The following is a 25,090-nucleotide window of genomic DNA, read 5'->3' on the forward strand; positions in this document are numbered from 1 at the left end:
TTTGCGCTCTGTTGGACGAAACCAATCATTCATTAAGGAGGAAGCAAAATGAAAAAATTCAATAAGGTATTAGCAATGCTTATGATTTTTGTATTAACACTTGGATTTTCTGCGGTATCCTATGCAGAAGACACTGACCTAACATCACCTGACAGTGAGTTTGAAGAAGAAGTGACAGAAGATGTAGATGAAGATGTAGATGATGAAGATGAAGAAGATCGTAGTAATGGAAAAGGCAAGAGTAAAGAAATGAAAAATGCTTGGAAGCTTGAAAAGCAACTTCTTGAACAAGAGAAAGACCAGCTAGAAGAATTAAAAGATAGTCTAGAAGATCAACTTGATGATTTAGAAGCACAACTTGAAACAGCGGAAGAAGCTGGTGATACAGCACTAATAGAAAGTCTGAGAGCTGAACTTGAAGCATTGAAAGTTGAAAAAGATACTTACAAAATGGAGATGAAGAATAAGCTTGCGCTTATGAAGCAGATTGCAAGAAGTAAGTATACAGAAGAAGAACTGAGCCAGTTACAAGAAGTCTATAAAAGCTTCAATAATCAGAAAAATATGAGATCCATTCCGGTAGAAAATGTATTTTTTAAGAATAGAGATGTCAAGTTTGATACTCCGCCGGTTATAAAAGAAGGTAGAACCCTTATTCCGGTTAGAGCTATAACTGAAGCTATGGGTGCTACCGTAACATGGAACAGTGAAGAGAAGCTTGTGACAATCGTAAAAGATGGCAAGACAATTGTTTTTGACTTATTAAACAACATAACCTATGTCAACGATGTAGAAGCTACTATTGATGTACCAGCAGGTGTAATGAATAATAGAACTATGGTGCCTTTAAGATTTATAGCAGAAAACCTAGGACTTACTGTTGCATGGGATGAAGACGCTCAAACGATAGAAGTTGATGAGGACAACACTGAAGATGAAGTAATAGAGGATACAACAGAAGAGGATACAACAGAAGAAGATACTGAAGTAGTCGATAGCGAAATATAGTAGCATAGGCAAGAGGAGCTGAATGAGATCATTCAGCTCCTCTTGATTTAATACAATAGGCACTTATGTATTTGAAAGACTTAGTTTATGTATATAGGCAAATAAGTCTTCTTTGGACAAAGGTTTAGAGAAATAAAACCCTTGTATTATATTGCAATCATGTTGTTTTAAGAACTCCAATTGATCTAAGGTTTCAATGCCTTCTGCAACGATTTCGATATTCAAGTTTTTTGCTAGATTAATAATCAGCTTTGCTATGCTACCATCATCTGTTTGGGGATAATCCTTAATAAAGTTGCGGTCAATCTTAATACGTTCAAAGGGGAAACGTTTTAAGTAGCTAAGGGAGGCATATCCTGTGCCAAAGTCATCAATGGTGATGAGAAAGCCCATGCGCTTTAATTCTTTGATGACATCAATCGCTTCATCTTCGTTTGTTATGAGAAGACTTTCGGTGACCTCAAATTCAATGAACGCATTAGGAAAGGTATAGACTTGTTTTAAGCGCATAACCTGTGCGAATAAAAAATCCCATTTGAGTTGCACGGCAGAAATATTGACAGCAACAACAATGGATGTATTAGATTTGTAGAAATCTTCTGCAAGCTTAAAAGCCTCTTTAAGAACAAACTCACCAATAGGAATGATGAGCCTGGTCTGCTCAGCGAGAGGTATGAACTGAGCCGGAGAGATCAACTGATCATTGTGCTTCCAACGCAATAAGGCTTCAACACCAACAACGTGTTTGCTATGTACATTGATTTGCGGTTGAAAATGTAAATACAATTCATTTTGTTCAAGTGCAAAACGCATATGTTTTAGGAGTTCATAGTTTTCAGCAGATATAGATTCAAAGGCATCCTCATATTTAACAATCTGATTTTTACCGTTGTTCTTTGCATGATTCAGGGCAATGCTTGCATTTTTATGCAGTTTTTCAGCGGTTGCACCGTTTTCGGGCGAGCAAGAAAAGCCGAAACTTACAGTAATATAATGTAATTCATCATTGAGCAAATAGGGTTTAGTAAGGTGTCTCTTGAGAAAAGTAAGATGGTTGAGGATAATTTCATCAAGATCAAGTTGATAAAAAACGCCGAATTCATCCCCCTCGGTTCGAGCAATCAGGTCATGCGGGTGTTCATATTGAAGCAAACGGTCGGAAAACTGCTTGATGAGCTGATCACAAGCCTCAGTACCGATAAGCCCATTAAGAATTCTGAAGTTGTCAATATTAATTAGGAGACAGACATAAGATGATTCGGTATTGGTTTGTAAGAGAACATCTATTTTTTCTTGAAACAGGACCTTATTTGGTAACTGAGTGGCAAAGTCATAGAAACGAAGATAGTTCAGATGCTGGTCTTTTATTTTTTGTTCTGAAATATCTTTGAAAAGACCTAGATAATAAGTAGCCTCGTCAACAATCCTTGTGATATACAGCTGCATAGGATAGAGCATATCACCTAAACGCTTTTGCTCGAATTCTCCTTGTAAAAGGCCTTTGGTGGTAAGTATATGTTTTTGTTTATCTGTTAGGTGTATGCCGGCAGTTAATAAATCTAAATCAAGGTTCTGATCTTGATAACCAGTAATGCTGTGAAATGTTTTATTGGTATATAAGATGCGGTAGTTCTCGTCTGTAATGAAGATGCCATTATCAGAATGCTCAAGTGTCTTTGTTATAAGCTGTAGTCTGGTTTCAATATTTTTACGCTTGGATTGTTCCTTGTTTAAGGCGAGATTTTTAAACTCAATCGTCATAAGATCTGTCTGAAGTTGGCGATTCATCTGGTCGAGAGCACGTGCCAATGCACCGATTTCATCTTTTCGTTTACCCAGAGATTCAGGCAGGTCAATGGCATATAGATTACCTTGGGCAGTGTTAATCACATGTTCTATGAGTTTGAGGGGTGCAGTGACGCTTTTACTAAACCATAGAGATAGTATGGAGACACAGAGCATAACAGCCAGCCCGATGATTAACAACAATTGTTGGAATCTCCAAAGTGGTGCGTATATTTGTTTCTTAGAAGTGGACATACCAAGTGTCCACCCATTGGAAAGCTCGGAGGTAAAAAGAAGGTGGTCCTCATCAAAAAGTTCTCTAGAGATAAGACTGTTATTTGGAATCATAGTTTCGCCTTGGGTATTTAGAAGAAATGAGGTTCCAAGATTATACTCGGCATAATCCTGGACACGCTTTTCAATAATCTCATAGGCCAAATCGGTACCAATAACCGCAAAAAGTTCCCCCTCATAGTAGATGGGTCGTGTTATAGAAATAAAACGGATGGTTTCTCCGTTGTCTAGAACCCAATCATAAGGTTGTGTCCAAAAGTCACCTTGGGTCTCAATCGGCCCAAACCACCAGGATTTGTCATCTAAAGCATTGGGTCCGGATGCAAAATAATCATTAGGTAAGGTAGACTGTCGAGTGACAATACCGTTTCCATCTTGGTCAGCATAATAGATGTCTATAGCATAATTATAAAGCTCGGGGTTCATGTAGATATATGCAGTTTTACTTTGGTTTTGACTTTGAGCTTGTTGCCGGATGGTAGGTTCAAGCCAATCCATCAGAAGGTCAATATCATCTTTGTCTTTAGGTGGATTGTTTTTTAAATAATCAAGTAGTGTGAACTCGAGGACATTAATGACCTTATAAGATTCATCAATCCCTTTTTCAAACTCATGTTTCATGGCAAGGACGGCAAATTCACTTCGCTCCAAAGTGCTGGCAGTTAAGAGACGAGAGCCAAAATACTGGGTAAAGGCTCCAAATAAAATGAGGCTAATAACGCTAATAAGAAGGAACAAGAAAAGTATTTGCATTTTTAGATTTTTAAACATGTGCGCCTCCTTGTATTATTAAAAACATTATTAAAACACAGCTCATTTTTTTAATAACTTTCGAAGAACTTAATGCTAAATCTATTTTAGCATGGAACGAATTCACTTTCCACATAATACTAATCATTTCATGATATCTTTAGGAAAGTATTTATCTTAAGTATAAAAGGGTGAATTGCTATTATGCTTGTGTTTAATGAAGGCTTTCTTTATAATTACAATTGAGACAAGAAATATCTGCCAACCACTGGGTTATACTAGTATTTTGGAGAAGCATATGAGAATAGGACAATTTGCAGTTCAAAACAATACCAGTATAGATACCATAAGACATTATATGTCTATGGGATTACTGGTACCGGAAAAACAAAAGGCTCAATATGATTTTGATGAAAACTGTGCCCAGGATTTTCATGAAATAACTCAGCTTAAACAAATAGGCTTTACATTGTCTGAGATTCAACAATTGATTTTATTTAGAAGAATCGGCAAACTGACGGGTTATGATCGACGTTTGATCTAAATTATGTGAAGCTTCACATAATGTGGGTTATGAAAAGTTATACATTATGCAAAGTTGAATACGAAATTCTACATAAATAGGGATATTGGCTATTGATTTACTTTCCATAATCTATCACGCTAAAAGAGTAACAAATAACGTACTCTCAAAAGCAGGAGGTAAATCAAATGAGAAATCTATCTTTAAAAGAACTTGTGAATCGAACTAAGGAAGCTTTGGACCAGGCAGGTGCTTCCAACTATTACAAAAATGTTTTTAAAACTCTTTCCAAGCAACTTTTACTTTACGCTAAAGACAAAAATGTTGATTCCTTTAGCATGGATTTTGGACTTCAGTTTTTAGAAGATCATTATTCTATGTCTTCCAAGATTGAAGAAAAGAAATGGTGTGCTACATATTCTCGAAGCATTAACGCCATGTCTGAATACCAGTTATCAGGTAATGTCTACCTATATTTAGCGATGGATAAAAGAACGTATTCATTCCCTGATGGATACAAAGAAAGTGCAGAAGCATACTTATCTTATAGAAGTAAAACAGGCATTAAAGACAAAACTAATCGAACGTTTAGTCTTTATCTTGAACGTTTCTTCGCATTCCTAATACGAAAAAATATGGTAAGAATAGAGCAGCTCGCAATAAAAGATGTATTTAGTTTTATGGGTTCCCTATCTTGTTATGAAAAACCAACGATTAACCATACCATGAGAGCGGTTCGCTATTATCTGAAGTATTGTTATGAATGTGGATTCATGAAAAAAGAAATGTTTTCTAAACTACCAAATCCTTATTACAACAGAAAAAGCCGTCTTCCGTCCACATACTCCGCTGAGGAAGTCAAAAGTTACTTAGCTCCATTGATTTAGGTAATCCTTGTGGAATTCGTGACTATGCCATAATTCTATTAATTGCCAGACTTGGTCTACGTAGCAGTGATGTGGCAAATCTAAGATTCACCAACATAGATTGGGAAAATGAACTTATCCGGTTAACACAAATGAAAACAGGTAATCCCTTAGAGCTTCCACTTCTTCAAGATGTAGGAGAAGCTATGATCCATTATCTAAAAGGCGCACGACCAAAAAGTGAATCTGATCATGTTTTATCAGGCAGGTACCGCCATACACAGAATTTAACCCAGGAGCTGTTGGTGCCCTAGTTCGATACCATCTTTTAAAAAGCGGTATCCATCTTGAAGGGAAAAGAAAGGCTCGCATGTACTCCGCCACAGCCTTGCCCGTCGTTTATTGGAGCATGAAATTCCACTACCTGTAATCTCTGAAATCTTAGGTCATACAAACACTGAAACCACCTTGACCTATCTTAGGATTAATATCACAGAGCTACGCAAATGTGCATTGGAGGTGGTTATTTAATGGCTAGATTAAAAAGAGCTCCAATCATGATAGGCGTGTTTTCCAACCTTGCAGAAGAATTTATTAGGTTCAAAAGAAGTTTAGGATTTAAATATGAAAGTGAAACAAAGTGCTTATCTCGATTCTGTCGTTTTAGTCAAAAAAGGGGAATTGTTAAACCTGAGATTTCTCGTTCGCTTGCCGAAGAATGGATTTCACCAAGAGAAGGAGAAGCTACAAGTACTCGATCTCATCGTATCACTTGTATAAGACAGTTTGCTATTTATCTTAATCATCTTGGCTATGAGGCTTATGTGATCCCTGAGATAAAAGGGCTGACTCGTGATTCGTTTGTTCCTTACATTTTTACACGCGAACAGATAAATGCCGTGCTTCAAGCCGTTGATGAGACAGAACCATGGGAAGTAGCTAAAAATATGCACTTGGCATTGCCTGTTATTTTTCGTATCTTATACGGATGTGGCCTTAGAGTATCAGAGGTTGTTCACTTAAAGTATAAAGATGTTAACCTAGAAGATGGTATCCTTACAATTCGTGAGGCAAAAACAGATAAGGATCGATTAATTCCGCTGTCTGATTCTGTTAACCAATCCTGCATTGACTACGCAGAAAAAATTTGGTGGGAGAAAGATAATGAGTATTTCTTTCTTGCACCGGATAGAACAATGATTAGTACGATGACTGTCTATCAAAGATACAGACGATATTTAGATGCAGCAGGAATTTCTCACGGTGGTAAAGGCAAAGGACCGCGCTTGCATGATATTAGGCATACTTTTGCTGTTCATGTTCTACAAAAATGGATTGAGAATGAAGTAGACCTCTCAGCTATGCTTCCAATTCTATCTACATATATGGGACATACATCAGTACGTGCTACAGCAAAATATCTACGCTTGACCGCTGAGGTGTATCCGGATTTAATAAAAAGAGTAGAATCATCCTGTGCATTCGTCATTCCAGAGGTAGCTTATGAAGGAAACTGATTTTGCTCATTATCTGACTCAGTTCTTAATGCAATATTTACCCAGTCAAGTGGGAAGCAAACGTAATACACAGCTATCTTACAGGGACTCTTTTTCTTTACTGCTTAGATACTGTCGAGATTCTGAACAACTTTATCCTGAAAAGCTTACAGTTTCGAAAGTGGATAGAGCGTTAATTGTTCGATATCTGCAATGGCTTGAAGATGAACGCCATTGTAAAGCTACAACTAGGAATCAAAGACTTGCTGCAATTCACTCTTTTTAGCTTTTAATGGTTGAGGAACCACAGTACATTCAACAAGGGCAACAAATACTTGGAATACCAATGAAAAAGACGGATAAAGGACCTCTTTTATACTTACCACTAGAAAGTGTTAAGGGATTACTTGAGCAACCTGATCGAAGAACCATTCAAGGGAAGCGTGATGCTGTTGTGTTATCTCTCTTATATGACACAGGAGCTCGGGTACAGGAACTTGTCGATCTTAAAGTTGGTGATATCACACTAAATGATACAGTCACTGTACTTCTGACTGGAAAAGGTGGAAAAAGTAGAATTGTTCCTGTTATGACACCGACTGGCGAGTTAATTCGTCACTATATATCTGGTTCAGGATTAACTTCACCGGTTTATAGTCGTTATCCTCTTTTTACCAACAGAAGTAATAAACAATTAACAAGGGCAGGAGTCACTTATATTCTAAAAAAGTATGCACAGCAAGCTCAATTTCATGGTATTGAAGGTATTACAGGTGAAATCACACCACACTGGTTGAGACACAGTAAGGCAATGCACTTACTTCAATCAGGGGTAAATCTTGTATATATCAGAGATTTGTTGGGGCACTCAGATATTTCAACGACTGAAATCTATGCTCGAGCAGATGAAAAAATGAAGAGAAAAGCCTTAACAGAAGCCTATGATAGTCCAGCTAATGAAGAACTGCCCCCTTGGAAACAAAACAAAGATTTACTTGATTGGCTAAAATCACTTTAGGTGTTAATCACCTGAAATTATGTAAAGTTAAATGAATCCATACACTACTAAAATCAGTATTATATGGATTCAACTTTGCATAATAACTAACTTTCCATAACATATACCTCCTTTTTTGAAAAAAAGAAAGAACATATTGAATTAGAAATAGACAGACTGAGTAAAATGAAACACAATCTAAATAATGAGATTATAGAAATGCGACTTAAAATAGAAGAAGATCAAGCGACAAGAAGAGAAACTATGGGCATTACCATTGCTTCTCTGGAACTGTTTGCTTGTCCGGTTTGTCAAGCATCTTTTGAGATCACGGAGGGAAATATACAGCAGGGGATATTGGTCGAAGCTACTTTGACATGTCAATGCAATTACCAGTTACGTATTGAAGATGGCATTGTTTACACACCGGATATAATCATGAACACACATGAGAATAAAAAAAATACTGATGACAGCCAATACAGTGAGAGCTTTATAGATGAATACATTAATACCACAGATATAGAGTATCTAAAAAAGATTCATGCAGGACTTCAGTGGTCTTCTAGACATATTCCATTTACTATATTAGAGAACGCTATTATTCTAGAACTGGGGAGCGGACATGGCTATTTTATGCGTCACATGTTGGAACTTTTTCCGGACAGCGGTACCTATATAGCCGTGGATCATGACCCTGTAAAGATCAAGTGGCTGAAAAAAGTAATCGAAAGAAGTCAAACAAGGAGCAAAGTCATTTTCATATGTGCTGACTTTACAAAATTGCCTTTAAAGCCCCATTCTGCTGATATGTTACTTGATATGTCAGGCTCAAGTAACTATGCCTTTGAACATACAGACTTTTTATTAGATAAAATAGACCATTTATTAAAAGAGAGTGCTCATATCCATGGTGGTTATATTGTATTTGAAAATTTCGTTGCACAATCGAGGATACCTACTACCCATCGAAAGAGTTTTGATATCAAGTATATTCAATCTTATTTAAAAGCATTAAACTATGAATGTTTAGATGACTTTATATCAGAACCGGTTGAGAAAGGTGGTCCTCTAGAAGATTATTTTGTAGATGGAGAGAAAGTACGCACTTACTTATATAGTGGTAAAAAAATTGATTAAACCATTGGGATGACCCAATGGTTTATATTTTTTTGCTGAAAATAGGTTGTTATTTGTCCGAACTATGCACTTGACCTTGTGTTGACCCTAGGTAGTACACTTAGGTTAGACAAGGAGGCATGTAAAATGGAAACCAGGGTAAAAGGAAATATAAGCAGTTATGAACGTTATAATCTATATCTATTCACCTCAGGTAAAGCCGTATCAATACTTGGATCATCCATCTATACGTTTGCAATCGGGCTTTATGTATTAAAAATAACCGGTTCAGCTCTAAATTACGCGACGACACTAATGCTAAGCATTATTCCATTGGTCATCATGAGTCCGATTGCAGGGGTGATAGCGGATCGAATGCCAAAAAAATGGCTTGTTGTTGGTATGGATCTCTTAAGTGGGATATTGTTTACAGTCCTCTATTTTTATGCCTTAACCATGACATTAGATTTAGCCATTATATATATCTCCACAGTTTTGCTGAACATCTTTACAACATTCTTTGGGATTGGCATGGAAGCGGCAAAGCCGTCGCTGGTAACATCCGAGAGATTAATTAAGCTCAATTCCTTAAGCAAACTCATCGATTCATCAGCTTCTATACTTGGGCCAATTATTGGTGGCATGGTTTTTGCCTTTGTGGATATACACTTATTTATACTTTTCAATGCCGTTTCTTTTATTTTTTCTGCAGTGACGGAATGGTTTATTGACTATGAACTTAATGAAGAAAAAGTTGAAATTAAAGAAGCAGAAATCGGTAAAAGTACAAAAGAATTTTCAAAAGATCTAAAAGAAGGGTGGAACTTTTTTTCACGCAACCGTTCCATTCTAGAGCTCTTTTTTGTATTTGTTTCTCTTAATTTTCTGCTGGGATTTTCTGTGAATGTACCGGCCCCGTATATCATTAACCAATTGCTAAAGATGCCTTCCGCAAGCTTTGGATTCATCAACAGTATGTTTCCTGTTGGCTTGATTCTTGGAACGCTTACAGTTGAGAAGGTCATGGGTAAGATAGAATTTAGAAAACTATTAATTTCAATGAATGCCTTTATTGCACTACTTGCCGGTTTAATTGGATTACCGATTGTATTGAATCTGAAAAACAGCAATAATCTTATTTTTTACGCGACCATTAATATATTGATGGGTATTGCAATCGCTTACGTGGATGTACCAATCATGATTATATTACAAAAGGAGATCCCTAAAAAGCTATTAGGAAGGGTACTGAGCTTAATTATGAGTCTGGTAAAAGTCATATTGCCTTTAGCCATAATCACTTCAGGTCTATTGATTAATGTATTACCCATCGTCATCATACCAGTTATTGGTGCAAGCATCGCATTTTCTTACAGTATCTTTTTGCTGTTGCAATTAAAAAAACAAAAAAGAATGGTCTTAAATGAAAAAATAATTGAATAGCATACTATGCGTATACTTTATTCATTTTTTAATTAAAGGAATACTTAGAAAGTGCGCCATCAGGGATTCGAACCCTGGACACCCGGATTAAGAGTCCGATGCTCTAGCCATCTGAGCTAATGGCGCAAAAGTATGATTACTCATATGTTAGCCCTGTGAACTATGTTTGTCAATCTTCATTTTCGTGTTGATACGCGTATTTTTGAATGTGGAAATCATCCCTTTACTTGAAGAAATAAGTTGCAATAGTAATACAAAGAATAAGTAAATTAAAAGACGCCAATAAGTAGAAGCATTATAGCTTTCGACTTATTGGCGTTTTGTCCTTCAATCATAGATGCAGTATTATAAATTGAAAGTTGTTTTGTCTTTACCGTAGATATCTTCCCAATCTTTGACGAATTGATCAACACTTGAGTCAGTCAAGGGATGTCGGATTGAATTCTCAAAAGTATCAAGATTCAGGGTGACTGCATGAGAACCTACTTTCATAGATGCATGTACTTGTTGAACATTCATAAAGGATGCGGCAAGTACTTTTGTTGTAAAGTTATAGGCTTTCAAGAGATCTACTATTTCACCAACCATACCGACACCATCACTACTAATATTGTCGCTACGGTTCACATAGGGGGCAACAAAATCAGCGCCGGCCTTAGCGGCCACCAAAGCTTGGAGTGCCGTAAAAACAGCGGTTGCAGTAATTTTTACACCTGCATTATGAAGATGTTTCATCGCTTTAATCCCTTGAGAAGTAACGGGTATTTTTATGTACAAGTTACCGCCAATTTTGTCCAGTAGATTGTTGGCTTCTTCAATCATTTCTACAGCTGTGCTGCCAAGTACTTGAACATGAATCATGGCATCTTGACCGATAATGGACCTGATTTTTAGAATATGCTCAATAAAATCAATGTTTTCTTTTGCTATGATGGTTGGATTGGTAGTAACACCATCCATTGGGTACAAATCAAACGCTTTTTCTATATTAGCTAGGTTAGCAGTATCTAATAGATATAACATAGATGCCTCCTTATCTCATGTTAAAATGGAATTCTTGGATGCATTTGTCAATGGCTACTTTGGTATCTGAAAAGTCAAAACCATAACTTCTTATTTTGCCGGTATTAAGGCGGACATCTCTAGGGTGCTCTTTGAATTTGGTTTCATCCTTTTCGATTAAGTCATGAATGCGATCATTAAGTCCAAGTGAGGATAAAATATATTCACTGATATGGTATCGACTATCGTTGTTATGGCTGCCGATATGATATAAACCATAGGGGAGTGTGAAGATCTTATGGAATTGATCAATGATTTCATGAACATAAGTTAAGCCTCTATATTCATGGGTGGTAATTTTAGTCTTCTTTCCTTCTAAAGCAAGATTAAGTGTATTCCAAAGTATATTCGGATTAATATTGCAATCACGTTCAGGTAAGCCAAAGAGCCAAGTGAAACGTAGAATCCAAAGATCTTCAATCAGATCTTGAAGTAAATGTTCAGCCTCAAGTTTGTTTTGCCCGTAGATTGTATCCGGAATTGGTGTAACATCTTCGGTATAAGGGCCGGGCTCTGGGTTGCCGTTAAATACTTGTTCAGTACTTATGAAAACCATTTTAGCGCCTACTGCCTTGCAGGCTTTTGCAACATTTAAGGCGCCTTGAACATTGATTTTGTAAGCCAATTCAGGATGATCATTACAAAAATCCGTAACGGCTATAGCTGCTGCATGAATGACGTAATCCGGTTTAAACATTTTAAAGGTCTCGGTCACACTACTTTCATTCGTAATATCCAGATCATCTTTGTCTGTAGATAGTATTTGGAAAGTATGCTGGTATTTTTGAGTGAACCGAGTACAGAAAAAACCTAACCCACCGGTTAATAGTATTTTTTTCATATTTATTTCTCCTTTATACTTAATGGTTTATAGTGTTAGTTATAAGGCAAAGTGGAAATCTTGTTTGTTATTGTTGTTTATCATTAGGTATCAATATATCACCAGTATAAGGAAAAATCAACTTAAATCTAGAGAAGTTAATTTTGGGATACATTATATATTTCTGTTATAGTGATATTTAATAATAAAAATTAAAGTAATAGTACGATGTAGGACATAAAATAGTGAAAAATGCTAAAATTAAAAATAATTAAAACAATATAAATACATAATAAACAATAACAAAATCTTGACTTGTATCGATTGGGGTGATATTATACAAGGGTGAAAAGAAAGTAATCTTGACAACCATCATTTAATCTAATACTTAAAACTAATAATGTGCAAACATAAAGAGGAGTGGTAATTATGGATAACGAACAAGATAAAATAAAATCACCAATGGAAGTGGAACTTAAAGCTGGAGAAACTTATCATTGGTGTGCCTGTGGGAAAAGTTCAACCCAACCTTTTTGCGATGGATCTCATGAGTGTGAGGGTTTTGCGCCGCTGGCATTTACAGCCGAAAAAAATGAAACCATTGAAGTGTGCAACACGTTTTTCTTATGTACCTGTAAACAAACAAAAACACCACCTTACTGTGATAAAACACATAAAAAGTTTTGAAGTAACTAAGAATTCGATATGTTAAATGTGATCAATACGGCTTTGGGCGAATGCTCAAAGCCTTTTATTTTCTCTAGGAAACGACAAAACCATGATGCTTAAAAACATTAACATAATCTATGTATTCGGGATCGTCTTTATGGATGGGATCATATCCTGCCATGGGGTAGGGTTTGTTGAGTAAAGCGTACTTGTTTTCACCATAGTTGTGGTAAGGTAATAAGTTTACATTGCGTATTTTGAGTGACTTTAAAAGCATACAGAAATGTTCGGCATCATCAATACTGTAGTTGAAATCAGGAATGACAGGTATACGTGCTATAATTTCTTTTTTTTGTGATACGGCCAGTCGAATATTATCGAGGATGTTGTTGAGCGGTACACCTACGATTTTTTCATGTTTATCGCTGTCATAGTGCTTGATATCACATAACAACAAATCAAGGTATTGGATGAAATTATTAAAAGTATCTTGATCGGTATAACAAGTGGTTTCGGCGGCTGTGTGAATGTGGTGTTTTTTTGCTGTTTTAAGGAGTTTGGTAGCGAAATTTGCTTGTAGAAGTACTTCTCCACCGGACAAAGTTATACCACCGCCGCTTTCTTCGTAGAAAGGCGTATCTTTTAATACTTCTTTCATGATCCCATCAATGCTGTAAAGTTTGCCTTCAAAACCGAGAGAATTTGTAGGACATATCTGTGTGCACAATAAGCAACCGGTACACAAGTCTTCGTCGATAACAATGTTTTCATCCACTGATTTTATTGCTTTTTCAGGACAAGCCCGAATGCAATCATGGCAGCCTGTGCAAGTGTTTTTATTCCAAGTGATTTGAACATTTTTGCTGAGTGATTCCGGATTCGAGCACCAAGGACAATGCAATGGGCAACCTTTAAAGAATATAACAGTTCTTATACCCGGGCCATCGTGAAGACTGAATTTTTGTATGTTAAATACCATGCCTTTGCTTTCTTGCATATCGAACCTCCGTAAATGACACTTCAACGTTTATATTTATATTATACATGAAACCAATAAAAGTTTCAAAAGAAAGTTTTGGAATTGCGTAAAGAAATTTTCGCAAACATTAATGACTATAAAATATAAAAAGTTACGTTTTAATAACGCTGAACTCTTAAAATTAGATCAAAAGCACCTAAAAGGCTACTTTTACAAGGCAAACAAAGAACACTTTATATGACATACATTAACATTCATATGAAACTAATAATGGACACATATGAAAGTTAGTGCTATAATATACTTAAGAATCTGTCGTAGGAAAATTAGAAATATTAGGATTGGAGGAAACAATGAATCGATATTTTGGTGAAATGACAAAACGAATGAAAAAATATAGAGAAGACGTCCTAGATATTACGAGGTGGGTGTGTACGGAGCGGGCGATCTTCACTACTGAGGTATATAAGAATAATGAGGCTCAACCTCTAGCCATAAAAAGAGCTCTAATGTTAGAAAAAATCCTTGGGAATATGAGTATCTATATCGAAGATGAAACTTTGCTTGCGGGTAATCAAGCTTCTTCAAATTGTGCTGCCCCAATTTTTCCCGAATATGCTATGGACTGGGTTGTAAACGAACTTGACTTGTTTGAAAAACGTGATGGTGATGTTTTTCACATCACTGAAGACAACAAGCAAATACTTAGAGAATTAGAACCCTACTGGAAAGGCAAAACAATCAAAGAGAAAGCTTTGGCTTCTATGCCGGAGTTAAGCCGGTTGTTTTATGATTATGGCATCATAAAAGCAGAAGGAAACATAACCTCAGGTGATGCGCATATAGCTGTTTTGTATGAAAAAGTATTAAGCCAAGGGTTAAAAGGGTACGAGGATCGTGTCGCAGAAAAAATCAATAGCTTAGACTTAACGGATTATAAAAACCAAGAAAAACTACACTTTTATAAAGGCATTTTGATTACTATTGATGCTGTTAAAAAGTTTGCGATAAGATACAGTGAATTAGCAGAAGCTATGTCGAAAGAAGCTGGTACTGAAGATCGAAAAAAAGAATTAAGAGAACTTGCTAGAATTTTAAAAAAAGTACCTTACAATCCAGCTGAAACTTTTTATGAAGCGGTTCAGTCGGTTTGGCTCATACAACTAGTACTGCAGATTGAAAGCAATGGGCATTCACTTTCTTATGGACGTATGGATCAATATCTGTATCCTTATTATAAAAAGGATCTAAATGATGGTATTATAAGTGAAGAATTTGCATGTGAATTATTGACAAATCTGTGGATAAAGACTTATACAATCAACAAAATTCGCTCATGGAGCCATACACAGTATTCAGCCGGAAGCCCGTTATACCAAAATGTAACAATCGGCGGTCAAACGGCAGAAGGCAAAGATGCTGTTAACCCACTTTCTTATATGATTATCAGATCAGTTGCTCAAGCACATTTACCTCAACCCAATTTGACGATTCGTTATTTTTCAGGTTTGGATGAGCGATTTATGAATGAAGCTATAGAATTAATGAAACTTGGAACAGGCATGCCGGCTTTTAACAGTGATGAAGTCATCATTAAATCATTAATAGACAAAGGTGTCTCAAAAGAGGATGCTTATAACTACAGTGCCATCGGTTGTGTAGAAGTGGCTGTACCTGGGAAATGGGGGTATAGATGTACGGGGATGAGCTTTTTGAATTATCCCAAAACATTACTCATAGCTATGAATGATGGTGCTGATCCCAAAACAGGCGTGAAACTCATGGAGGGTGCAGGAAAATTTGTTGATTATACAAGTTATGGAGATTTGGAAAAAGCTTGGGAAAAAACAATATCAGAATTCACAAAACAACAAGTTATTATAGATGCGGCGGTTGACCGTTGTTTGGAATTAAACACAATGGACGTATTATGTTCTGCTTTAACAGATGATTGCATTGAGCGCGGACTAAGCTTAAAAGAAGGTGGCGCTGTCTATGATATGATATCTGACTTACAAGTTGGCATTGCCAATTTGGCAGATTCATTGTCGGCGATTAAAAAATGTGTATTTGAAGATGAACTTATAACACCGGAGGCATTATGGCATGCTATAATGCATGATTTTGAAGGTGAAGAAGGCAGAAAGATTCAGAAGATTCTTCAGGATGTACCACCAAAATTTGGAAATGATGATGATTATGTCGATCACTTAATACGAGATGCCTATGTCACTCATATTAAAGAAATAAAAAAATATAAGAATACACGTTATGGTAGAGGACCCATTGGTGGAAATTACTATGGCGGTACATCTTCTATTTCGGCCAACGTTGGACAAGGAAATGGAACAATGGCTACGCCGGATGGCAGAAACGCAACAGAGCCTTTGGCAGAAGGGTGTGCACCTTGTCACCTGATGGACAAGAACGGACCAACAGCTGTTTTCAAATCAGTATCGAAACTTCCTACAATAGATATTACCGGCGGTGTCTTGTTAAATCAAAAAATCAACCCACAGTTGCTATCATCCGAAGCGGATAAAACCAAATTAATATCCTTATTAAGAACATTCTTTAATAGACTGGATGGCTTTCATGTACAGTATAATGTTGTTTCTAAGGAAACGTTGTTAGATGCACAGATTCACCCGGATGACCATAGAGATTTGATTGTTCGTATAGCAGGTTATAGCGCTTTCTTTAACGTATTATCGAAAAAGACACAGGATGATATTATTGGTAGAACAGAACAAACACTATAGTAGCAAGCCATTAGGAAAGTAATACCTTACCCATCATAAGTTCTTATATATTTCTTTGAGAACATAAGCTTCATAGTCCTGGCTACTTTCTGTAGCAAATATGGGATATGGTTTATGTTCATTTTTTTTGCAAAATAATAAATGTCTGGTGAACACGACATTTATTATTTGCTTCAATATAATAGAGTGTTACTTATGATTGATTAGCAAAGTAGACAGCTCCGATGGCTTGAGCGAATTGAGCTACAGTATAATGGGCGTTATTTTCCAGTTGTTGCATTAAGGGTGTGTTAGCCATGGTGGCATCTGCAACTTCTAGTAAGATCTCATCGCTAATGCTTTTGACACCTTCTTTGATGAGTTCGAAGCAATGACTGTTCTTAACCAATCTTCCGAAGGCTATAAGGTAAGGTGCGCCAAGTTGTATAATTTTATCTGTCTCAAGGTAAGTGATCGCCAGTGAAACGCCAATGTTCCTCCAGATTTTTTCATTGGTCTCGTCATTTTCGCGGTCCGGTAGTGACATCATATGCTCTAAAAAAGCTTTTCTTTGATCTCTCGGCTCTGTGGGGACATAATAGCCCTTTTGACCATCTATGACTTTTTCGACAACATATTCTTTTTCAAGTAACTCTTTAAATAGATCCGGACGTTCACTTGGGAAATACTTTAGAGCCATTCTGAAAACACCACTTTGACTACAAAATTTTTGAATGGTTCCAGGCAGGTTGGTGTTAAAATTATTAATGCTTCTTATATCATCAGAGTGGTATTGTTTTTCGACAAAACTACCAAGATCGATGATCAGATTATAGATTTCGAGCGGTATATTTGGTATTGAACCATTACCTTTTACCCAACCGGTCCCAAGCTCTGTTCCTAAAGTATAAGCTAAGACACCTTTTGTGACAACGGAGGATGGCATGGACGCTGCTATTTCTACGGCGGCTGTAAAAGACGCCATAGGACCGTCATTAATAATATTCACAACACCGTCTTTTTTGATGAGTTGGTGAAGGCTGGTATCTAGATGAGTGAGATTTAAGAAATCCTTCTCAAAATTAATAGCAGCATTGTTTCTTATCCCTCTAACTTTATAGCATTCTCCCCCAACGACCTTATTATTAACGACGACATCTGGATAACATAAGCCGATGGCATCGATTTCGACCATGTCATCGTGTAGATATTTTTCTACTTTTGAAATGACATCTAACATATGGCTATCGGTTGCTTCTTTATCAAGAGCTGAAGCAATGTCCGATAATAGCGAAGATTTTTGTTGCGTCAATTCAATACTAGAATCTAAAGATATCTTTGCACGCAGTAATCTCACAAGTAAACAGATCGGTTCTACCAATTGATTGGAAGTCATAAAAAGAGCGGGGAACCAATCGTATTCTTTGTAACAATCTATAATGCCGTCTTTTACCAGAACAAGTTTAATGTCTGTGCCACCTATGTCCATGCCACAGATTACTTTGCCCTTCAAATCTTCCGTGACCGTGCTAAATAAAGACGCATCCTCATAGTTAGACTCAGTAACAGTATTTATATTAGGCATATCGGATGTATCACCGACGATGAACCGGAAGGGAGGCTCCTGTGGACATAGCGTTCCCATCATACGATCAATAACATTGATGCATTTTCCGTAACCGAATCTCTCGGAACTTTTTTTGTCAATCTGAAAGACATCATTCAACTCGTTGATGAGTTTCTTGAGTGTTAGGTGTTGCCTATCGATGAACACATGCATCGATATTCCGCCAAGACCTGAAAGAATGTTATAGACTTCAGCCCACAAATAGTGCTTGATAAAATCCACTTCTTCCTGATTTAGAGGGTCCATACGCGGGATATGCATATCAAAAAGCCTTTTTTCATTGTTTTCCAATAAGGTCAGTACGCAGTGTATACTATACCTTTTTGAAATATCCAAATCATAAAAAGATTTGGATACATCGTTGATATACACAGGATCGCCTGCTTTTGCACGTTCTAAAAAATTTTTCAGCATTTGTAGTTTTCCCTTCTTAGGTCGTGAGTATTAATCAACGTATTTTTCTTCTAATACACTTACGCCTTCACTATTAATAATCTGGATGAAATGGTTCAGTTCGTTTTTGGTAAAACTTTCCATGTTTTTCAACAGGCTGTAGCTTTTGTTCATGATTCTATATTTGCTCTCGGCCAGCACATTATAGTTGATGAGTTCGATTTTGATATCATCTCGTATACTATGGACAAAAGCAGCAATGTTTTTTATATTCTCATCTTTCGCGGTTATGCCGGGTATCAAAGGAATTCGAACCAATAGGTTGGCTTTTCTGTCTGCAAGATAATGAAGATTGAATTTGATGGATTCGTTACGCACCCCGGTGTATCTTTGATGTTCATAGGTATCAAACAGCTTCATATCTACAATAAACAGATCCACAAAAGGAATAAAATGTTCGAGAATATCCGAATGTACATAGAGACAAGTTTCAATAGCGGTATGGATAGCTTTGCTTTTGCAGGACTTAAGAATATCAAGGGCGAAATCCGATTGATAAAAGGGATCACCACCTGAAAGTGTAATACCACCCTGAGATTGTTCGTAAAACACTTGGTCAGACATTAAGATTTCAACAATCTCTTGAGTGGAAATGGTTCTACCATCAAAGCATAGAGCGCCTGTGGGGCATATTTCTACACAAGTACCTGCATTTGAACATTTCTCAGTATCTATTTTGATATGTGAAAGTGGTTTTTCCTGTACGGATAAGGCGCTATTTGGGCAAGAACCAATACATTTATGGCATTTTATGCATTTGTTTTCAAAATACCATAGGTTCACTTTTTGGCTGATACCTTCGGGATTGTGGCACCAGATACAATTTAGGTGACAGCCTTTTAAGAAGACGGTGCTTCTAATGCCCGGTCCATCATGTACAGCGAATTTTTTAATATCAAATATAGTTCCGATCATGAGACGTCTCCATAACTTGTTCTTGCAATAATTTCGTCTTGTAAATCAGTTGCCAAATCAACAAAATAAGCGGTGTAGCCTGCGACTCTTACAGTAAGACCTTTGAAGGCATCTGGATTTTTTTGTGCGGATAAGAGATCTTCTTTTCGTAAAACATTAAACTGTACATGACTAATGTTTAAATGCACAATGGTCATGAGCATTGAGGAGAACTTTTTTATGCCTTCATCCGTTTTGAAGAAGTCAGGAAGAAACTTCATATTTAATAAAGTGCCGTTGCTACCATAGATGGAATTAATTCTTGATACGGATTTCAACAAGGCAGTAGGTCCTTGCTTGTCCCGACCATACATTGCAGACATGCCACCATCAGCCAGAGGATCCTTGCTTAGTCTGCCATCGGCTGAAGCGCCAACATTTTGCCCCATTGGTATATGTGCAGAAACGGTGTAAAGACCTGTGTGATATGGACCACCTCTTGCATTTTCATAGGTGGAAAGTTTATTGGAAAAATATTCCACCCATTGGTTACCGATATGGTCAACCCAAGAAACATCATTACCATATTTAGGTATTCGATTGATGATGTATTGCCTTAGAATATCGTTGCCTTCATAGTTGGTTTGCAGAGCCTGTAACAATTCAGAAGCTTCCAATGATTTGTCATCATAGATCATGTGTTTGATGGTTGCAAGACTATCTGCCAAATTGGCAACTTGAATGGCTTGGATACCGGATAGATTATAAAGGGCGCCGCCGGCAGTGACATCAATACCTTTTTCTAAGCAACCGTCAATAACACTGGATAGAAATGGGGAAGGCAAAAACTCAGCGTGCATCCTATCAACGACATCACAGGTTGTAATCATTCTATCAATAAAGTAATCTAATTGTTTTTTGTAAGCTTCTTCCAAATCATGATATGTTTTATAGTCGGTCAAATAGCCGGTTGCAATACCCAATTGCTTGCCTGTTTGAAGGCAGATGCCATTATTAAGTGTTAACTCAAGCGCTTTAACCAAGTTAAACATGGCAGCATCGCTCCAGCCTAGATTGTTGCCATGGGTTGTTAACTCGACACATCCGACGATGGCATAGTTGGTTGCATCATCTTGTTTTATACCTTGGCGCATTAAGGCCGGAATAATGCTTTCGTCATTAAAAATCTGTGGCATGCCACTGCCCATGCCGATGACTCTGCTGCATTCATATACAAATTCGGGAGCAGAGCCTTTAAACAATCTTGCAGAAAGATTGGGTTGTGGGAGCAGTATATGCTCTTGTGCTTTTAAGAAAAGATAGGACAAGGCATTGGAAGCATCTTCACCATCTTGTGTTTGGCCACCACAAGCAATATTGAATCCAATGGGAAAACCGGCAAAATATTTAGCGCTATTTGAGTTTCTCAAATAGACAATTTGATTGAACTTTAGCCATAGTGCTTCTAGGACTTCAAGTGCCTCCGGCATGTTAATAATGTTATTTGTCAAATCATGCATTAAGTAAGGATACAAGTATTGATCGGCCCGCCCTGGTGAAAAGGAAGATGCATTGGACTCCATTTGAAGTATAACATAGAGAAACCATAGTGATTGTATGGCCTCACGAAAAGTTGAAGGCGCATCTTCGGCAAGCTTGAAACAAATTCGGCCAATCTCCTTGAGATTGTCTTTTACAAGTATGTCATCAGTTCCTTTTGACATCTGCTCGGCCAATGTACCATAGCGTTTCATAAAAATCTGTGCAGCTGAAAGTGTTATGACAACGCTCTCGTAGAATGCTTTATGCTCGGTTGATGCATTTTTAAGATGGGTATTAGCAATTGTTTTTAATCCAGAAGGGCCGAGCTTAAGCCAATCTTCTGTATTGGGGCATATATGACCCTGAGCATGATCGGTTTGATTGATCTTTGCCACTTTTTTTATTTCGGATATATCATTTCCAATTCTATGTTTGATCATATCTTCTAAAGATTTGCCTTTCCAGAAGGGCAAAATCTCTTCTCTAAAAACAGAAACATCTTCCGGTCTAACAAAAAACTTATCTTGGGGTCGGCTATCTAAAGTGCTGAGTTCATCATCAATCCAAGAGATTCCGGCTTCAGGTGATACGACACCACTTCTTATACCCGGTGTACGGTTACCGACGATGAGTTCATCGGCATCAATATAAATAGATATATTCTCAAGGGCACTTTCAAGACTTTTAGCTCTTTGGAGTATTCTAGGTAGGTGTGCGTTTTGTTGATAGCATTCTGTTATAATTTTAGCTTGCTCTAAAGATAAGTACCTAGGCTCATTTAAAGTTTTTTCTTTGAGACGTTTGATTCGATCAGTTGACTTCAGCTTAGATATTTCGAGAATATCAGCTTTAAGATTTTTTCTCATATTCGACCTCCTGCTTTGATGGGATGATGGGATAAAGAAAGTTATATTTGTAATCTTTCTATATGGTGGAATGGGTTTCTTGAAAGTTTTGGCAGCTTAATCATATATACAATTATAATAAAGTTTCGATTAAAAGTCAATTTCTTTCATATGTAAGAAAAAGTACTTTTAAAGGTTGACGTTTATAAGATTCCAATTGTATAATTGAGTAAAATGCTGAAGTCGATATGTAAATGAAAGGTACTAGATTATATAAGGAGGGGGCGTTATGGAAGGTCAGTTTCCAAAAAGAAGTGAGAACGGTAGAGATGCTAAATTATGTGGTTAAGTGAAGGAGATAAAATGGATGGTACAAAAATATCAAATATGGATTATGATCAAAGACTAAGCCAACTAGAAAACGAGCATAGTAGCTTGAGATTCGAGACATTTAATTCTGACACGGCAGTCACTATAGGATTAAGACTGTTGGAGAGGGCGAAAGAAGAAAAACTATCGATTACGATTGATATTTGCAAGGGGAAGCAGCAATTATTTCATTGTGCTCTTGAAGGAACGAATGAAGAAAATGACAGATGGGTCATTAGAAAGAATAGAGTAGCATTAAAGTTTCAAAAAAGTTCATATTACATAAGCCTTTTGTTAAAATCTAACAATACGACCATCGAAGAGTACTATCACTTAGACTCAGAAGACTATGCACCCTATGGAGGTGCGTATCCGATTATGGATATGGAAGGGGTAGTGCTTGGTACGATAACGGTCTCAGGACTCCCGGACCATGAAGATCACAGAGTCGTAACAGAGACACTCAAGTGGTTTTTGAATAAAAAAAGATGAGGTAGCCAAGGCTGCCTCATCTTTTTAAACGGTTATAACTTTTACGTTAGCATTTTCTAAGAAACCTTGATCTTCTGGTACAATCTTGGAATCGGTGATGACAATATCAACTTCGTGGGGTCTAAATTGACTGGCAACACCGACTTCATTAAACTTCGTTGAATCGGTTACGATTATAATCTGTTGTGCCTGCTGTGCCATGGATTTGGCAACTTCTGCTCTAAATAGATTGGTACATGTAAACCCTGTAGACTGGCTAAAACCATCTACACCGATAAATACTTTATCGACATGAAATTCTTTGACGCACAAGCGTGTTAGAGGACCGACTAAGACTTCTGATTCGTGTTGATACTCGCCGCCAAGTAAAATAATCTTAACGTTGTTCAAATCTCTTACAAATCTACTGATGAATGCGGAATTAGTTACGATGGTTATACCACTTTTCTTACCTAGCTCTGCAGCTAGCAAAGCATTGGTGGATCCGGATTCGATTAAAACAGTTTCGCCATTTTTAACTAATGAAGCGGCCATTTTGGCTATTTGGGACTTGGTTTCGAAGTTGACCGAAAGTCTTCTTAGCATATCATCGTTGGAAACGGGCATTGCGCCACCATGGTAGCGTTTCAACATACCATCGGCTTCTAACATCTTCAGATCCTGCCGAATGGTCACTTGTGACACACCTAATTTTTCTGAAAGACTGGCGACATTAATTTTTTTCTTTTCTGAAACTAAGTTAAGTATTGCAATCTGTCGATCATTCAAAAAAGTCACCTTCCAAATTCTATATCTGATTTAATGATTAATGGTTCATCGTTAAAATGATTATACTGTAGTTCTTCATAAAAAGCAATAATAAAAATCATATGAAAGCTGCTTAGCTTCATCTTAACAATGAAATGTTGAATGTTTGCATGTGTATTTTGGTGCGTAATACACGAAAAATAAGATGAATGAAGGCGCTGATGCAGTGTATTGTATAGCAAAGTGAACTAGCAACCTCGAAAATGAAAAAAATGCACAAATATTTGTTGCAATTAACAAAATAATGTTATATAATTGAGCCATAAGGATTTCAAATGAAAGAAGAATAGGTTATTAAAGTAAGTAAACAAGCATCATATTGTAAAATGTTCGAAGAGAAACAGAAAATTTTTATAAATATGTTCTATGGACCAAATATAGATTATTGATCATTTCCTTAAATCTGTGCTTTGGTCATTAGATAGATGTAACATGCTACTATTATAGTATAATTTAAGGAGGAATATGTAATGAAGTTAGTAAGCAAAAGAATTATCGGGGTATTGCTAGTATTTGTTATGGTCATTGCTTTGGCTGGTTGTGGAGATAAAACAGAAGAAGCCGCCGAAGTAACAGAAGTAGGTACAGTTGAAGAAACAGAAACCAATGCTGAGGCAACAGTTGCAGAAACTGGTGACGAAGCTACAATTGCTTTCATATGTGCGGACATGGGAAACCCATCACAAGCATATGCGGCATCATTATTTGAAACCTATGCTAAGGACTACAACCTAAAAGCAGTTGTGTTTAATGCAGCAGGTGATGCGCAACTTGAAGCTTCAAGTGTACAACAAGCGATTGCTCAAGGTGTTTCAGCGATTTATGTGAATCCAAATGATATCAATGCGATTCTTCCGGCTTTACAAGAAGCAAAAGATGCAGGTATTATTGTAGGTATGTTCTCATCAGACGTTCCTGTAGGATCTGAAGACCTTCGTGATTTCTTTGTTGGTGTTGATGATAATCAAGCAGGTGTTGAAGCCGCAAATGCATTTATTGCAAACTTTCCTGACGGTGCTAAGATTGTAGAAGTTGGTGGCCAAGCCGGTCATGATGCTCAAATCAAACGTCATGGTGCTTTCGAACCGGTTATATCAAATTCTAATATTGAAGTATTAGACTCTCAAGCATGCGACCAATGGAGTACGGATCAAGCATTAGCAATCATGGATGACTTTATTGTTAAGTATGGTGATGATATTGAAGGCGTATTCTGTCACTGGGATGGTGGACTTACAGGTGTCATTCAGGCCCTTGATGCAGCTGGTATGGATACAAAAGGTATGTTCCTAGTAGGTATTGATGGAAGCCAATCAGGTGTTCAACAAGTAATGGACGGAACCCAAGACTTAACAATTGGTCAAGATTTCATGGAAATGAGTAAAAAATCTTTAGAGCTTACAAGAGCTGTACTTGATGGCGAGACCGTTACAACTCAAAACTTTATACCTCTTATGTTAGTTACACCAGAAACTATTGATGATTTCACATTCCCAGAATGGTAAAATA

Annotated in this window: 21 protein-coding genes, 1 tRNA gene and 1 pseudogene; 14 read left to right on the top strand and 9 right to left on the bottom strand. The window is 37.0% G+C overall.

Annotation, left to right across the window (positions count from 1 at the left end; all coding sequences use genetic code 11):
* Positions 1–48: 48 nt before the first annotated feature.
* Entirely contained in the window at positions 49–1,008 is a 960-nt protein-coding gene (locus tag PATL70BA_RS11150; protein ID WP_125137429.1) for a copper amine oxidase N-terminal domain-containing protein, read from the top strand.
* A gap of 63 nt (positions 1,009–1,071) precedes the next feature.
* Here PATL70BA_RS11150 and PATL70BA_RS11155 read toward each other — a convergent pair whose 3' ends face one another.
* Positions 1,072–3,858: a bifunctional diguanylate cyclase/phosphodiesterase gene (locus PATL70BA_RS11155; protein WP_125137430.1), complete on the bottom strand. Its 2,787-nt coding sequence runs from the start codon at positions 3,856–3,858 to the stop codon at positions 1,072–1,074.
* Positions 3,859–4,135: 277 nt separating this feature from the next.
* Here PATL70BA_RS11155 and PATL70BA_RS11160 point away from each other — a divergent pair, with 277 nt between their 5' ends.
* The 9 genes and pseudogenes from PATL70BA_RS11160 (at position 4,136) to PATL70BA_RS11185 (ending at position 10,281) form a co-directional block, all read left to right on the top strand.
* Positions 4,136–4,381, top strand: a complete 246-nt coding sequence (locus tag PATL70BA_RS11160; RefSeq protein WP_172596218.1) for a MerR family transcriptional regulator — start codon at positions 4,136–4,138, stop codon at positions 4,379–4,381.
* A gap of 167 nt (positions 4,382–4,548) precedes the next feature.
* A complete protein-coding gene (locus PATL70BA_RS16620) occupies positions 4,549–5,247 on the top strand; it encodes a hypothetical protein (RefSeq protein ID WP_243115905.1) in 699 nt (232 codons plus the stop codon).
* Positions 5,248–5,279: 32 nt separating this feature from the next.
* Positions 5,280–5,540: a tyrosine-type recombinase/integrase gene (locus PATL70BA_RS16810; protein WP_330510354.1), complete on the top strand. Its 261-nt coding sequence runs from the start codon at positions 5,280–5,282 to the stop codon at positions 5,538–5,540.
* 61 nt (positions 5,541–5,601) lie between these two features.
* Positions 5,602–5,757 (top strand): annotated as a pseudogene (locus PATL70BA_RS17015) (tyrosine-type recombinase/integrase); the annotation flags it as partial.
* Positions 5,757–6,743, top strand: coding sequence for a tyrosine-type recombinase/integrase (locus tag PATL70BA_RS11170; RefSeq protein ID WP_125137173.1), 987 nt, complete (start codon positions 5,757–5,759; stop codon positions 6,741–6,743). The pseudogene PATL70BA_RS17015 and the gene PATL70BA_RS11170, both read left to right, overlap by 1 nt.
* The gene (locus tag PATL70BA_RS16630; protein WP_243115906.1) at positions 6,730–7,008 is read left to right on the top strand and encodes a site-specific integrase; all 279 of its coding nucleotides are present in this window, start codon (positions 6,730–6,732) and stop codon (positions 7,006–7,008) included. Before PATL70BA_RS11170 ends, PATL70BA_RS16630 begins: the two co-directional genes overlap by 14 nt.
* A 60-nt stretch (positions 7,009–7,068) precedes the next feature.
* Entirely contained in the window at positions 7,069–7,740 is a 672-nt protein-coding gene (locus PATL70BA_RS11175) for a tyrosine-type recombinase/integrase (RefSeq protein ID WP_243115907.1), read from the top strand.
* Between the two features lie 165 nt (positions 7,741–7,905).
* Positions 7,906–8,859 (top strand): class I SAM-dependent methyltransferase, encoded by a 954-nt coding sequence (locus PATL70BA_RS11180; protein WP_125137432.1) that lies wholly within the window; start codon positions 7,906–7,908, stop codon positions 8,857–8,859.
* A gap of 126 nt (positions 8,860–8,985) precedes the next feature.
* On the top strand, positions 8,986–10,281 hold the full coding sequence (locus tag PATL70BA_RS11185) for an MFS transporter (RefSeq protein ID WP_125137433.1): 1,296 nt from the start codon (positions 8,986–8,988) through the stop codon (positions 10,279–10,281).
* A 52-nt stretch (positions 10,282–10,333) separates the two neighbouring features.
* On the opposite strand, the gene PATL70BA_RS11190 is transcribed toward PATL70BA_RS11185, so the two are convergent.
* The 3 genes from PATL70BA_RS11190 to PATL70BA_RS11200 all read right to left on the bottom strand — a co-directional run bounded on the left by PATL70BA_RS11190 (position 10,334) and on the right by PATL70BA_RS11200 (position 12,184).
* Positions 10,334–10,407 (bottom strand) — tRNA-Lys (locus PATL70BA_RS11190).
* 219 nt (positions 10,408–10,626) lie between these two features.
* Positions 10,627–11,304, bottom strand: coding sequence for a fructose-6-phosphate aldolase (locus tag PATL70BA_RS11195; RefSeq protein ID WP_125137434.1), 678 nt, complete (start codon positions 11,302–11,304; stop codon positions 10,627–10,629).
* A gap of 10 nt (positions 11,305–11,314) precedes the next feature.
* The gene (locus PATL70BA_RS11200) at positions 11,315–12,184 is read right to left on the bottom strand and encodes an SDR family oxidoreductase (protein ID WP_125137435.1); all 870 of its coding nucleotides are present in this window, start codon (positions 12,182–12,184) and stop codon (positions 11,315–11,317) included.
* Between the two features lie 408 nt (positions 12,185–12,592).
* Here PATL70BA_RS11200 and PATL70BA_RS11205 point away from each other — a divergent pair, with 408 nt between their 5' ends.
* Positions 12,593–12,850, top strand: a complete 258-nt coding sequence (locus PATL70BA_RS11205) for a CDGSH iron-sulfur domain-containing protein (RefSeq protein ID WP_125137436.1) — start codon at positions 12,593–12,595, stop codon at positions 12,848–12,850.
* A 73-nt stretch (positions 12,851–12,923) separates the two neighbouring features.
* On the opposite strand, the gene PATL70BA_RS11210 is transcribed toward PATL70BA_RS11205, so the two are convergent.
* Positions 12,924–13,829 (bottom strand): glycyl-radical enzyme activating protein, encoded by a 906-nt coding sequence (locus PATL70BA_RS11210; RefSeq protein WP_125137437.1) that lies wholly within the window; start codon positions 13,827–13,829, stop codon positions 12,924–12,926.
* A 335-nt stretch (positions 13,830–14,164) separates the two neighbouring features.
* On the opposite strand from PATL70BA_RS11210, the gene PATL70BA_RS11215 reads away from it, so the two are divergent.
* The gene (locus PATL70BA_RS11215; RefSeq protein ID WP_125137438.1) at positions 14,165–16,573 is read left to right on the top strand and encodes a glycyl radical protein; all 2,409 of its coding nucleotides are present in this window, start codon (positions 14,165–14,167) and stop codon (positions 16,571–16,573) included.
* 193 nt (positions 16,574–16,766) lie between these two features.
* On the opposite strand, the gene PATL70BA_RS11220 is transcribed toward PATL70BA_RS11215, so the two are convergent.
* Genes PATL70BA_RS11220 through PATL70BA_RS11230 form a run of 3 tightly spaced genes read right to left on the bottom strand, consistent with a single transcriptional unit; the run spans position 16,767 to position 21,934 of the window.
* On the bottom strand, positions 16,767–18,593 hold the full coding sequence (locus PATL70BA_RS11220) for a hypothetical protein (RefSeq protein WP_125137439.1): 1,827 nt from the start codon (positions 18,591–18,593) through the stop codon (positions 16,767–16,769).
* A 30-nt stretch (positions 18,594–18,623) separates the two neighbouring features.
* Positions 18,624–19,547: a glycyl-radical enzyme activating protein gene (locus tag PATL70BA_RS11225; protein WP_125137440.1), complete on the bottom strand. Its 924-nt coding sequence runs from the start codon at positions 19,545–19,547 to the stop codon at positions 18,624–18,626.
* A complete protein-coding gene (locus tag PATL70BA_RS11230) occupies positions 19,544–21,934 on the bottom strand; it encodes a glycyl radical protein (RefSeq protein ID WP_125137441.1) in 2,391 nt (796 codons plus the stop codon). Before PATL70BA_RS11230 ends, PATL70BA_RS11225 begins: the two co-directional genes overlap by 4 nt.
* Before the next feature lie 342 nt (positions 21,935–22,276).
* Between PATL70BA_RS11230 and PATL70BA_RS11235 the strand changes: the two genes are divergently transcribed.
* On the top strand, positions 22,277–22,774 hold the full coding sequence (locus PATL70BA_RS11235) for a heme-degrading domain-containing protein (protein ID WP_243115908.1): 498 nt from the start codon (positions 22,277–22,279) through the stop codon (positions 22,772–22,774).
* 24 nt (positions 22,775–22,798) lie between these two features.
* Here PATL70BA_RS11235 and PATL70BA_RS11240 read toward each other — a convergent pair whose 3' ends face one another.
* Positions 22,799–23,542: a DeoR/GlpR family DNA-binding transcription regulator gene (locus PATL70BA_RS11240; RefSeq protein WP_243115909.1), complete on the bottom strand. Its 744-nt coding sequence runs from the start codon at positions 23,540–23,542 to the stop codon at positions 22,799–22,801.
* Positions 23,543–24,051: 509 nt separating this feature from the next.
* Here PATL70BA_RS11240 and PATL70BA_RS11245 point away from each other — a divergent pair.
* Complete coding sequence (locus PATL70BA_RS11245) at positions 24,052–25,086, top strand: sugar ABC transporter substrate-binding protein (protein ID WP_125137443.1); 1,035 nt, start codon at positions 24,052–24,054, stop codon at positions 25,084–25,086.
* Positions 25,087–25,090 lie beyond the last annotated feature (4 nt).

This window comes from Petrocella atlantisensis, from assembly GCF_900538275.1.
GTDB classification, from domain to species: Bacteria; Bacillota; Clostridia; order Lachnospirales; family Vallitaleaceae; genus Petrocella; species Petrocella atlantisensis.

Coding starts and splice junctions, on each gene's coding strand:
- PATL70BA_RS11160 (WP_172596218.1), top strand. CDS start 4,136: ATGAGAATAGGACAATTTGCAGTTCAAAACAATACCAGTATAGATACC.
- PATL70BA_RS11150 (WP_125137429.1), top strand. CDS start 49: ATGAAAAAATTCAATAAGGTATTAGCAATGCTTATGATTTTTGTATTA.
- PATL70BA_RS11155 (WP_125137430.1), bottom strand. CDS start 3,858: ATGTTTAAAAATCTAAAAATGCAAATACTTTTCTTGTTCCTTCTTATT.
- PATL70BA_RS11215 (WP_125137438.1), top strand. CDS start 14,165: ATGAATCGATATTTTGGTGAAATGACAAAACGAATGAAAAAATATAGA.
- PATL70BA_RS11235 (WP_243115908.1), top strand. CDS start 22,277: ATGGATGGTACAAAAATATCAAATATGGATTATGATCAAAGACTAAGC.
- PATL70BA_RS11170 (WP_125137173.1), top strand. CDS start 5,757: ATGGCTAGATTAAAAAGAGCTCCAATCATGATAGGCGTGTTTTCCAAC.
- PATL70BA_RS11230 (WP_125137441.1), bottom strand. CDS start 21,934: ATGAGAAAAAATCTTAAAGCTGATATTCTCGAAATATCTAAGCTGAAG.
- PATL70BA_RS11220 (WP_125137439.1), bottom strand. CDS start 18,593: ATGCTGAAAAATTTTTTAGAACGTGCAAAAGCAGGCGATCCTGTGTAT.
- PATL70BA_RS11200 (WP_125137435.1), bottom strand. CDS start 12,184: ATGAAAAAAATACTATTAACCGGTGGGTTAGGTTTTTTCTGTACTCGG.
- PATL70BA_RS16620 (WP_243115905.1), top strand. CDS start 4,549: ATGAGAAATCTATCTTTAAAAGAACTTGTGAATCGAACTAAGGAAGCT.
- PATL70BA_RS16630 (WP_243115906.1), top strand. CDS start 6,730: ATGAAGGAAACTGATTTTGCTCATTATCTGACTCAGTTCTTAATGCAA.
- PATL70BA_RS11185 (WP_125137433.1), top strand. CDS start 8,986: ATGGAAACCAGGGTAAAAGGAAATATAAGCAGTTATGAACGTTATAAT.
- PATL70BA_RS11245 (WP_125137443.1), top strand. CDS start 24,052: ATGAAGTTAGTAAGCAAAAGAATTATCGGGGTATTGCTAGTATTTGTT.
- PATL70BA_RS11195 (WP_125137434.1), bottom strand. CDS start 11,304: ATGTTATATCTATTAGATACTGCTAACCTAGCTAATATAGAAAAAGCG.
- PATL70BA_RS11210 (WP_125137437.1), bottom strand. CDS start 13,829: ATGCAAGAAAGCAAAGGCATGGTATTTAACATACAAAAATTCAGTCTT.
- PATL70BA_RS11225 (WP_125137440.1), bottom strand. CDS start 19,547: ATGATCGGAACTATATTTGATATTAAAAAATTCGCTGTACATGATGGA.
- PATL70BA_RS11205 (WP_125137436.1), top strand. CDS start 12,593: ATGGATAACGAACAAGATAAAATAAAATCACCAATGGAAGTGGAACTT.
- PATL70BA_RS11180 (WP_125137432.1), top strand. CDS start 7,906: ATGAAACACAATCTAAATAATGAGATTATAGAAATGCGACTTAAAATA.
- PATL70BA_RS11175 (WP_243115907.1), top strand. CDS start 7,069: ATGAAAAAGACGGATAAAGGACCTCTTTTATACTTACCACTAGAAAGT.